The sequence below is a fragment of the Pseudonocardia sp. SID8383 genome (assembly GCF_009864975.1).
GTDB classification, from domain to species: Bacteria; Actinomycetota; Actinomycetes; order Mycobacteriales; family Pseudonocardiaceae; genus Pseudonocardia; species Pseudonocardia alni.
On the sequence record NZ_WWFY01000374.1, the window covers coordinates 1 to 10,450 of the forward strand.

The following is a 10,450-nucleotide window of genomic DNA, read 5'->3' on the forward strand; positions in this document are numbered from 1 at the left end:
CGGCGCTCGCGCAGGAGGTGCGGCTGCCCTCCGGGCCGCCGTCCGCGGTCGTCGAGGTCACCAGCGCGCTCCGGCAGCCGGTCGAGCGGGTCTGGGCGGTGCTCGACGACTTCGACCTGCTCGCCCGCTGCCTGCCCGGCGCCCGGCTGACCGAGGTGCTCGACGGCGACCGCTACCGCGGCCGGGCCGTCGTCGCGCTCGGCCCGGTGAAGCTGTCCTTCGACGGTCTGGCCCAGGTCGTCGAGCGGGACCCGGCCGCGCACCGGCTGCGGTTCCACGCCCAGGGCGCCGACGCCGGCGGCAGCGCCACCCAGGCCGACGTCGTGCTGGCCGCCGAGGCTGGACCGGACGGCGGCACGGTGCTGACCGCGCACGCCGACGTCCACCTCACCGGCCGCGTCGCCCAGTTCGGCCGGGCGCTGGCCGGTGACGTCTCGCGGCGGCTGTTCGAGCAGTTCGCGACGAGCGTCGACGAGGCCGCCGAGACCGGGTCGGTCACCGAGCCCGGCCGCGGTGCGCAGCTCCGCCTGGTGCTGGGGACTGTCCGGGACACCGTCGGCGCGCTCGTCCGCCGGGGCCTCACCCGCGTCCGCACACTGCGGCGCCGGTAGCCGCCCGCTCCCTGCCCGGTGAGTGATCGCAAGGAGGCGACACCATGACCGCATCGACCGACGAGCCCGCCGAGGGCCCGGCCGCCGCACCGCCCACCCCGCCGGCCGAGCCGCGGCCGACCCGCCGTATCGAACCCGGCCCGGGGATCCGGTCCGGGCTGCGCGGCCTGCCCCGGCGGCTGAACCCCGCAACGGTCGGCGCCGGGGTGGTCGCGGCCGTGTTCGGCTGCACCGGGCCGGCGCTGATCGTGATCGACGGTGCCGCCGCGAACGGCCTGGACAGCCGGATGATCGCGTCGTGGATCTTCGGGATCTACGTCTTCGGCGGCCTGATCTCGCTGTTCCTCGCCCTGCGCTACCGGATGCCGGTCGTCGGCGCCTTCTCCATCCCGGGGGCCGTCCTGGTGGTGGGGGCGCTGGGGACGTTCCCGTTCTCCGCCGTCGTCGGCGCGTTCCTCGTCGCGGGACTGCTCGTGCTCGTGCTCGGGCTGTCCGGCCTGATCGGCACCGTGTCCCGGTGGCTGCCGCAGCAGATCGTGATGGCGATGATCGCCGGGGCGCTGATCCGGTTCGGCACCGGGGTGGTGACCGCGGCCGAGTCCGCGCCGTGGATCGTCGCGGCCGCGGTGGCCGGGTTCCTGCTGCTGTCCCGGTTCGTCCCGGCGGTGCCCGGCGCGCTCGGTGCGCTGGTCGCCGGGCTGGCCGCGGCCGCGGCCACGGGCGGCTTCACCACGCAGGCCACCGCCGTCGAGGGCTGGACGGCGCCGGTGCTCGTGGCGCCGACGTTCGACCTCGCCGCGATCCTGGCCGTCGGGATCCCGCTGGCGGTCCTGGTGATCGCCGCGGAGAACGCACAGGCCTACGGCGTGCTGCTCAGCCAGGGCTACCGGCCCCCGATCAACGCGATGACGGTCGCGAGCGGCGTGGGCGGGCTGCTGGCCCCGCTGACCGGCGGCCACAACGCCAACGTCGCGGGCCCCATGACCGCGATCTGCTCGGGTCCGCAGGCCGGGCCGGACCCCGACGCCCGCTACGCCGCGAGCGTGGTCAACGGCGTGCTGTTCATCGCGTTCGGCGCCCTCGCCGGGATCGCGGTCACCGCGGTCACGGCGCTGCCGACCGAGCTGGTGGCGGTGGTCGCGGGGCTCGCCATGATCGGGGTGCTGGTGTCGTCGTTCCGCGGCGCGTTCGGCGACGGCCGGTTCCGGACCGGTGCGCTGACGGCCCTGGTGGTCGCGATGAGCGGGGTCGCACCGCTGGGGATCTCCAGCCCGTTCTGGGCGCTCGTCGCGGGGGTCGCGATCTCCGCGGTGGTCGAGCCGGGTGACTTCAGGGTGCGGTCCGAGGCCGGATGAACGCGTGCACGCCGGCACGGTGACACGGTATGGAACAGATGGTCCGGGGTGATCTGTGGAGCTTCATCAACTTCGGTACTTCGTGACGATCGCGCACGAGGGGAGTTTCACCTCCGCGGCCGCCCGTCTGTATCTGTCCCAGCCGTCGTTGTCGGTGCAGATCCGCAAGCTGGAGCAGGACGTCGGTGCTCGGCTGTTCGAGCGGACCGGCCGGCACATCGTGCTGACCGCGGCCGGATCCGCGCTGCTCGAGCACACGGAGATCGCGCTCGCCGAACTCGAACGCGGCCGGGAACGGGTGGCCGAGGTCAGCGGTCTGCGCGAAGGTGAGGTCCGGGTGGGCGTGTTGCCCAGCATCGGCGCGCGGATGCTGCCCGAGGTGCTGGCCCGGTTCCGGCGCGCGCACCCGCTGGTCGGGGTGCGGATCGTCGAGCACGACATCTCCCGGGAGTTCGAGCAGCTCGTGCGCTCCGGGGAACTGGACCTGGCGATGACCCGGATGCCGCTGACCCTGAGCGGGCTGTGCGTCGACGTGCTGGTCCGCGAGCCGGTGCTCGTGCTGGTTCCCGCCGCGCACCGGCTGGCCTGCCGTGCGGAGGTCGCGCTCGCCGAGCTGGCCGGCGAGGATCTCGTCGGGATGCGTACCGGGTACGGGCTGCGCGACCTCGCCGATCAGTTGCTGGCCGAGGCCGGCGTCCGTCCGCGGGTGGTGCTGGAGACCGGACAGTTGGCGATCGTGCACGGGATGGTGGCCGCCGGCATGGGGGTCGCGCTGCTGCCGAGGATGGCCGCGGGCGAAGGCCCCACGGTCCCGATCGCCGACTCCTGTGCGTTCCGTGAGCTGGGCGTGGTGTCGCGGGCCAGCGCGCACGTGTCCCCGCCGGTACAGGCGTTCCGACGGTTGCTGCTGCGCACGGCGCGCGAATGAGCGCGGAGCTCGGCCGCACGTCTACGACCGGTGCACGACAGCTCGTCCGTCCCGCTCGCCGGTCCAGCGGGCGACCGCGTCGGTGTCGACGTCCAGGAGGTCGAGCGCCCGACCGGTGGTGTGCTCGACGATGTCGGCGACGCTGTGCGGGTGTGCGTAGAAGGCGGGCACCGGCGGCATCACGATCGCGCCGGAGGCGGTGACCTCGGACATCAGCCGTAGGTGGCCTGCGTGCAACGGGGTCTCCCGCAACAGGAGCACCAGGCGCCTGCGCTCCTTGAGCACCACGTCCGCGGCCCGCACCACGAGCGACTCGTCGTAGCTGGCGGCGATCCCGGACAGCGTCTTCACGCTGCAGGGCGCCACCAGCATCCCGGCCGTGCGGAACGAGCCGGAGGAGATCGGCGCGCCCAGGTCGCCGTCGGAGTGCACGACGTCGGCGAGTGCGCGCACGTCGGCGACGCTGCGGTCCGTCTCGTAGCCGATCGTCGCCCGCGCCGCCTTCGTCAGCACGAGGTGCGTCTCGACGTCGGGCACCTCGCGCAGCAGCTCCAGCGCCCGGATCCCGTACACCGCCCCGGACGCCCCGGTGAGCGCGACGATGATGCGTCTCATCGGAGGTCCCCCAGCTCCGCGAGATGGCGCTCGAGAGCCGACGGGTCGGCCGGGGCCACCGTCATCTGCCGGTAGCGGTCCCGGTCGGCGGCCGGGACGGTGGCGTCGAGGCCCAGCTTCGCGGTGAGCCCCTGCTCGGCCGAGGGATCCAGGCTGCTGCCCTTCGCCTTCGGCACCACCAGCAGGTCCCGGTCGGGTTGGGTCCGCGTGGCCACCGCCCAGGCCACCTGCTCGTCGTCGGTGATGTCCACGTCGTCGTCGACGACAGTGACCTGCTTGATCGTGGACGCGGTGAGGAACAGCGTCATCATCGCGGTGGTCGGCGCTCCCGGCGTGGGCCCGCGGAGCGCCACGACGGCGGTGAGCCGGCACGAGCCGGACTCGGGTAGCCGCAGCGCCGCCACGTCCAGCCCGGCCCGGCGCAGGGCCCGCAGGCAGGCCGCCTCGCGCGGTACGCCGCCGGCGTAGAAGTGCTCGCGGCCGCCGGAGAGGATCGTCTGGAACACCGCGTCGTCACGGTGCCAGCCGTCCACCAGCTCGATCACCGGGGCGGGGCCGCCGGGCCCGTACGTGCGCGGATACTCCCCGAACGGCCCCTCGGCCTCGCGGCGTCCGGCCCGGAATCGGCCCTCCAGCACGAACTCCGCCCGGGCCGGCACCAGCGCGTCCACGGTCGGGGCGGCGACCAGCTCGACCGGAGGGGCCAGCGCGTTGGCCACCCCGTAGTCGTCGAGCTCGCGGTCGGCGGGGGACTGGCTGGCGAGAACGAGCGCCGGGTGCACCCCGACCACCAGGGCGACGTCGAGGTCGCGCCCCGCCGCCTCGGCCTCGGTGAAGATCCTCCGCAGCCGCCCGGGCAGCAGCAGCGCACGCAGCTCCCGCTCGCCCGCGGCCAGCAGCCGGTTGATCGAGAGGTTCATCCGACCACTGACCGGGTCGCGGACCGCCAGCAGCGCCGAGGTCAGGTACCTGCCGCCGTCCTCGGAGTGCTGACGGGTCAGCGGCAGCACCGAGAGCATCCGGTCGCCGTGCATGCGGTTCGCCAGCACCGGGGCCCCGGACGCCTCCACCTCCGGGCAGCGCTCCGGGGCGTCCAGGGCGGCGGCGAAGCGGTCGGCCACCCCGGCCGGTTCGCAGCCCAGTACCAGGCCGAGGTGCGTCCGGCTCGGCACGGTGTTCCCCACCAGCGGGAACTCCGCGCCGATCACGTCGCCGAACCGCACGGCGCGCTGCCCGTCGGCACGAGTCAGCACCGCGGCGACGTCCTGGTCCGGGTCGATCGGGGACCTCAGCCGGGCGAGCTCGCCGCGGCCGTCGAGCACGTCGAGCCAGGAACGCAGGTCGGAGCTCACGTGAACACCCCACCGCCGTCGACGACGACGGTCTGGCCGGTGACGAACCCGGACGACGGCGAGGCCAGCCACATGACGGCGCCGACGAGGTCGCCCGGGGTCATCTCGCGGCCCAGCGCCCGCCCCTTCGCCGCCGCGGCGATGTAGTCGCCGGTGTTGAGTGTCCGGCTGGCGGCGTCGCTGACGAGGCCGGGGGCGACGCCGTTGACGGTGATCGCGTCGGATCCGAGCTCACGTGCGGCGGCCCGTGTGAGCCCGTCCACGGCCGCCTTGGAGGCCACGTAGTGCGCGAACCCGGGCGCACCCATCCGCGCCACGGTGGAGGAGATGTTGACGATCCGTCCGCCGCCGCGGGCGCGCATCGCCGGGGTCACCGCCTTGATCGCCTGCCAGGTGCCGCGCACGTTGACCGTCAGCACCCGGTCCCAGGACTCGTTGGTGAGCTCGGTCAGGTGCGACTTGGTGCCCAGGCCCTGATAGATCGCGGCGTTGTTGACCAGCGCGTCGATCCCGCCGAACTCGGCGCCCGCGGTGGCGACGACGGTCTCCCAGTCGGCGTCGGAGGTGACGTCGGCCGTCACGAACACGACCTTCCCCGCGCCGGCGGAGCTCACCTCGTCGGCCAGGGCGAGCCCCGCGTCGGCGGCCCCGGCGACGTCGGTGGCCACGACGTTCGCGCCCGCCGCCGCGAACGCGGCGACGTAGTCGCCGCCGATCCCGCCGCCGGCGCCGGTGACGAGGACGGTGCGGCCCAGGTGCTCGCCGCTGCTCTGCTCGTTCGTGCTCATTGTGATCCTCCCGGGAGGGGCTCCGGCCGGTCGGCCGTGGCGGTGGGTGACGGACTGGGAACGGCGTCGCGCGGGTTCTCGCGGTCGAGCGCGCCACGCGTCTCGGGGACGAACGCCGCCCCGAGCAGGAACAGCGCGACGACCACGGCCAGGAACAGCGCCAGCCGGCTGGGGATGTCCGGCACGGTCGGGCTGGCCAGGCTGACGAACGTGGTGGTCAGCCCGCCGATGGCGAACCCGCCGTTCCAGATCAAAGCGGTCGCGGTCGCACGCAACCGGGTCGGGAACAGCTCGTTCAGGAAGATCGGCACCGCGGCGATGGGGGCGTTGGCCAGCATCGTGATCATCAGGCCGTAGCCGAGCAGCGCCCCGGTGTCCTCCGGCCCCAGCCCACCCATGGCCAGCGCGAGCAGCGGCAGTGCCACCAGGTTCACGATGCCGGTGGCCAGGAACACCGGGCGACGGCCGAACCGTTCTGAGGCGTGCCCGGCCAGCAACGCGATCGGCAGGATGGCCAGGCTCGTCCAGACCAGCAGCAGCCCACGCGCGCCCGCCGGAAGCTGGTTGATCTCGTCCAGGAACGTGGGCAGGTAGCCCGAGGTGAGGTAGTACTGCGCGCCCGCGCCGGTCACCAGCGCGGCGGCCGCGACCAGCGTCCGCGGCCTTACCGCGGTCGGCAGGTCCCGGGCCCTGGCCGGCGGCTCCGGCACCGCACCGGCGGCCCGCGCCCGCGCGGCGGACCACACCGGGGACTCCTCGAGCAGCCGGAAGAACGCGAGGCTCGCCAGCGAGGCCACCAGGCCGGTGAAGAACATGACCCGCCAGCCCCACGCGTCGAACGCGGGTCCGGGGAACGCCGAGGACACGGCCAGGAACACCACCGACGCGATCACGGCGCCGAGCCCGGGCCCGCCGCCGGCGACCAGTCCGGAGACCAGGCCGCGCCAGCGCTGGGGCACCGTCTCGGTGCCGAGGGTGTGGGTCGAGGCGACGACGCCGCCGACGAGCAGGCCCTGCACCAGACGGAGCGCGACGAACACCAACGGTGCGGCGACACCGATCGCGGCGTAGGTCGGCAGCGTTCCCATCAGGGCGGTGGCCAGACCGACGCCGCCCACGGTGACCAGCATGGTCTGCTTGCGGCCGTGCCGGTCGGCGTAGCGGCCGAACACCGCGCCGCCCAGCGGGCGCATCACCAGGCTCACCCCGAACGAGGCGAACGTGGCCGCGAGCGTGAGTGTGGGGCTGTCGGTGGGGAAGAACAGGGGGCCCACCGTGGAGGCCACGTAGAGCAGGATGAACAGGTCGAACAGATCGAACGCGAAACCGACCGTGGACGCGGTGCCCGCGGTGACCATCTGACGGGTCGTCGGCGCGGGGGCCGGGGCCGGGCCGGGCACGGCGGCGCTCACCAGGTCACCGGCAGCCGCCGGACGCCGAGGTGACGCCCTCCGCCCTCGAGCGGGTCGGTCCGCTCGACGTCGCCGTCCACCCGGAACCCGGGGATGCGCTCCAGCACGACCTGGACCGCCGTGCGGATCTCGAGCTTGGCCAGGGCCATCCCGGGGCAGGTGTGGATCCCGGCGCCGAACGCGAGGTGCCGGTTCGGCCGCCGGTCGATGACGATCTCGTCGGCGCGGTCGAAGACCTCGGGATCGCGGTTGGCCGAGGCGAACAGCAGCAGCACCCGTTCACCCGCCTTCATCTGCTGACCGTGCAGGCAGGTGTCGGCCGTGAGCTGTCGCGGGAACCAGTGCAGCGGGGTCTCGTGGCGCAGGATCTCGTCGATCATGGAAGGGATCAGCTTCGGCTCGTCGAGCAGCCGCTGCTGCACATCCGGATGCTCGGCCAGGTACAACAGCGTGTTGCCCAGACCGAGCGCCGTGGAGTCGTGCCCGGCGTAGGTCAGGATGAACATCATGTTGGCGAGCTCGTCGTCGGTCGCCCCGAGTTCGCGGTTGGCCTCGACGAGTCCGGTGAGGAAGTCCTCGCGTGGGTTCTCGCGCCGGTCGGCGAACAGGCCGACCCAGTACCGGCACACCCGGTCGATGATCTCTGGGCCGCGGGAGCCGGAGGCGTGGGTCAGGAACTCCTCGGAGTAGCCGCGGATCTCCTCCGTGTCCTCTGGACCCAGGTCATAGAGCCGGGTGATGACCTCCAGCGGTAGCGGAGTGGCGAGCTCGGCGGCGAGCTCGGCGCGGCCCCGTCCGGTGAACCCGTCGACGAGGCGTTCGGCGATGGCGCGGACCGCCGGTTCCATCGTCTTCGCCGCGGCGCCGCTCGTCAGCGGCGCGATGAGCTCGCGGAACCCGGCGTGTTCGGGCGGGTCGTGGTCGATCGGGGGGAATCGGCTCCCGGACACCGGGGGCAGGTAGACCCCGCCGGTCGAGGAATAGGTCGTGTGGTCGGTAGCGGCGTCGCGGACGTCGGCGTACCGCGAGATCGACCAGTAGCCGCCGTGGCGCTCGCCGTGCGAGACCGGGCAATGTCGGCGCAGCTGCGCGTAGGTCGCGTAGGCGCGCTCGGGGGACAGACCGGGATCGTGCGGATCGAAGTGCGGGAGGACCTCGCGCGGACTGTTGTCGGGCACCGTTGCCTCTTCTCTACCCTCGGCTCTCCACCCGCTGGTGCGGTGTGCCCCGAGTCTGCGCGGCAGCCCGCCGCCCGACGATGCGCAGCTGGCTATGCCAGCGATAGTCGTCCGGCCAGGTCCCGACCACCGGGTGCGGGTGCAGCCCCGGCGTCCCGGCGGGACCGCCGTGCGGGATCCACCGGGCGAGCAGGTCCCGGCCGGACGATTCGTCGGCGACCGGCAGGAGGCCGGCCTCGGTGGGTCAGGGCGTCGCGGCCGGAGCCGGCCAGAGGAGGCGGTCGTCCTCGGCGTAGTCCTCGCACCGGGCCCGCAGCGCCGCGGTGACCTGGTCGGGGGCGTCCGCCCCGACCAGGAGCCGGAACGGGCCGTCGGGTGCGTGGACGTGCCGGCGCAGGGCGTCGACCGCCTCCGCGACGGGCGCGCCGAGCGGCCCCTCGGCCCGCCACGGCACCTCGGCCGTCCGGAAGAGCTCGCGGCCGCAGGTCGTCGTAGACGGCGGACGGGGTCGCGAAGTGCATCCCCGCGCCGGCCCAGTCCGTGTCGAACCCGCCGAGCTGGGCCACGGAGACGCGGACACCGAACCGGGCCACCTCACCGGCGAGCGCCTGCGAGAAGCCCTCCAGCCCCCACTTGCCCGCGTTGTAGAGGCCGAGGGTCGGCATGGCACCCACCGCGCCGGTCGTGGAGATCTGGATGATGTGTCCCGCTCCGCGGGCGCGGAGATGGGGCAGCACCGCCTGGGCGACCGGTGGCAGCTGCGGACCGGGGCGCTCGACCACGCCTACGCCGACGCCGTCGTCCGGCGCGCATGCCGCGCTCTCGCGCCCGTGGCTACGACGGGAAGCGGGGGTGCGGCGTCGGCGCGCTCCGGTCGTACTCCGCGAGCCACTCCCGTCCCGCGGGGGTGAGCCGCACCCGTCGCAGGTCGCGGTCCGGCCCGCCGGCGGGCTCGACGTGGCTGCTCCCGCACGGTCGCGGCGAACTGCAGCGCGATCGGCTCCTGCACCTCGGAGGCCTCGCCCGCCCCGACGACGACGGCGGCCGGAGCGGCGTCGTCGCCGCTCGCCTCCACCCGGCGCAGGAACTCGGCGAGCCGGGAGTCGGACTCGGCGCTCAGGGGTCGACGAAAGCCGCCGGCACCTCACCGCGCGACGACGACGATCCCGTCCTCGTCGGAGTAGAGGATCCCGCCCGGGGTGAAGTCGACCCCGCCGAACGTCACGGTGCCGTCGACCTCCCCGGCCCCGGTCCTGCTGCTCCTGCGGGGATTCGTGCCCAGCGCCTTGAGGCCGAGGGGGAGCGCGGCGAGTGCCACGCTGTCGCGGACGACCCCGTAGACGACGATCCCGGCCCAGCCGTTCGCCACCGCCAGGCCGGCGATGACATCGCCGATGAGCGCGCAGTGGGTCGAACCGCCGCCGTCGACGACCAGGACCGCCCCGTCACCGGGGCCGTCGAGCGTGGCGCGGAGCAGGGCGTGGTCGTTCTCGCACCGCACGGTGCGCACGGGACCGCCGAAGCGGGAGTGTGCGCCGAAGGAGCGGAACTGGACGTCGCAGGAGCGGACGGCGTCGCCGAGGTCGTCGGCGAGGTCGGCGGTGGTACGGCGGCCCAGGAGGAACTGCGGGTCGATCGACATGGTGCCCACTCTCGTCCGGACCGGGCCCGGTGCCAGCGGGGGGTCCGGCGCGTCCGAACGGGGCGGCGGAAGGGCCGAACGGGACCCCCGCTCTGTGACCGTGACGCGCTCCGTAACCGGCGCGCGTCCGAATCGTTGAATCGGCACGGCTACCAAAGGGGGGCGTCGTGCCAGGACCGAGATGGGACCCGGACTCGGGTCGCTGGGTGCTCGGGGACCAGTCGTCCCCGGCGCCCCGACGTGGACGTCGCCGATCGGTCGAGGTGATGGACCGGTCGGACGACGTCGTCGAGGCGTCGGCCCGGGACCTCTCGCCCGAGGACCTCGTCGCCGGGATCGTCTTCCCGTCCGCCCGGGAGCCCGAGCCCCGCCCGGCCGCGCCCCGTGGCCGTCCCCGGTCGATCACGGAGCGTGACGATCTGGCCCGGCCAGGAGCGGACCGGGCCGACCACGGCTCCCGGCGCGGGCGTCGCCGCGTTCCGGAGGCTCCCGGACCGGACGCGCTCTCGACCGAGCGGCACCCCGGGGGCCCGTATGCCGGGGAGCCGCGCCCGAGCGCGACGACTCCG

General features: G+C 74.2%; 11 protein-coding genes. 4 read left to right on the forward strand and 7 right to left on the reverse strand.

Annotated elements, in window-relative coordinates; translation table 11 throughout:
- The 3 genes from GTW08_RS08990 to GTW08_RS31690 all read left to right on the forward strand — a co-directional run.
- A partial coding sequence (locus GTW08_RS08990; RefSeq protein WP_161151757.1) for a CoxG family protein occupies window positions 1–611 on the forward strand: 611 nt, incomplete at its 5' end.
- Window positions 612–655: 44 nt separating this feature from the next.
- Window positions 656–1,966 carry a benzoate/H(+) symporter BenE family transporter gene (locus tag GTW08_RS08995; RefSeq protein ID WP_083658939.1) on the forward strand — a complete coding sequence of 437 codons (1,311 nt, stop codon included), beginning with the start codon at window positions 656–658 and terminating at the stop codon, window positions 1,964–1,966.
- 55 nt (window positions 1,967–2,021) lie between these two features.
- The gene (locus GTW08_RS31690) at window positions 2,022–2,894 is read left to right on the forward strand and encodes a LysR substrate-binding domain-containing protein (protein WP_073577271.1); all 873 of its coding nucleotides are present in this window, start codon (window positions 2,022–2,024) and stop codon (window positions 2,892–2,894) included.
- A gap of 21 nt (window positions 2,895–2,915) precedes the next feature.
- Here GTW08_RS31690 and GTW08_RS09005 read toward each other — a convergent pair whose 3' ends face one another.
- The 7 genes from GTW08_RS09005 to rraA form a co-directional block, all read right to left on the reverse strand.
- Window positions 2,916–3,509, reverse strand: coding sequence for a UbiX family flavin prenyltransferase (locus GTW08_RS09005; RefSeq protein WP_161151759.1), 594 nt, complete (start codon window positions 3,507–3,509; stop codon window positions 2,916–2,918).
- Window positions 3,506–4,861, reverse strand: coding sequence for a UbiD family decarboxylase (locus GTW08_RS09010; RefSeq protein WP_161151760.1), 1,356 nt, complete (start codon window positions 4,859–4,861; stop codon window positions 3,506–3,508). Before GTW08_RS09010 ends, GTW08_RS09005 begins: the two co-directional genes overlap by 4 nt.
- Window positions 4,858–5,649: an SDR family NAD(P)-dependent oxidoreductase gene (locus GTW08_RS09015; RefSeq protein WP_161151761.1), complete on the reverse strand. Its 792-nt coding sequence runs from the start codon at window positions 5,647–5,649 to the stop codon at window positions 4,858–4,860. Before GTW08_RS09015 ends, GTW08_RS09010 begins: the two co-directional genes overlap by 4 nt.
- On the reverse strand, window positions 5,646–7,061 hold the full coding sequence (locus GTW08_RS09020) for an MFS transporter (protein ID WP_346009882.1): 1,416 nt from the start codon (window positions 7,059–7,061) through the stop codon (window positions 5,646–5,648). The genes GTW08_RS09015 and GTW08_RS09020 overlap by 4 nt, the downstream gene beginning before the upstream one ends.
- Window positions 7,058–8,239, reverse strand: a complete 1,182-nt coding sequence (locus tag GTW08_RS09025; protein WP_304580183.1) for a cytochrome P450 — start codon at window positions 8,237–8,239, stop codon at window positions 7,058–7,060. The genes GTW08_RS09020 and GTW08_RS09025 overlap by 4 nt, the downstream gene beginning before the upstream one ends.
- 244 nt (window positions 8,240–8,483) lie before the next feature.
- Complete coding sequence (locus tag GTW08_RS31695; protein WP_083658937.1) at window positions 8,484–8,693, reverse strand: hypothetical protein; 210 nt, start codon at window positions 8,691–8,693, stop codon at window positions 8,484–8,486.
- Window positions 8,694–9,383: 690 nt separating this feature from the next.
- Entirely contained in the window at window positions 9,384–9,881 is a 498-nt protein-coding gene (gene rraA, locus GTW08_RS09035) for a ribonuclease E activity regulator RraA (protein WP_073577323.1), read from the reverse strand.
- A gap of 266 nt (window positions 9,882–10,147) precedes the next feature.
- Between rraA and GTW08_RS31700 the strand changes: the two genes are divergently transcribed.
- The coding region (locus tag GTW08_RS31700) for a hypothetical protein (RefSeq protein WP_237453674.1) at window positions 10,148–10,450 on the forward strand (303 nt) is incomplete at its 3' end.

Excerpts from the sequence above, each read along its gene's own strand:
- GTW08_RS09015 (WP_161151761.1), bottom strand. The coding sequence starts at position 5,649 with ATGAGCACGAACGAGCAGAGCAGCGGCGAGCACCTGGGCCGCACCGTC.
- GTW08_RS09005 (WP_161151759.1), bottom strand. The coding sequence starts at position 3,509 with ATGAGACGCATCATCGTCGCGCTCACCGGGGCGTCCGGGGCGGTGTAC.
- rraA (WP_073577323.1), bottom strand. The coding sequence starts at position 9,881 with ATGTCGATCGACCCGCAGTTCCTCCTGGGCCGCCGTACCACCGCCGAC.
- GTW08_RS08995 (WP_083658939.1), top strand. The coding sequence starts at position 656 with ATGACCGCATCGACCGACGAGCCCGCCGAGGGCCCGGCCGCCGCACCG.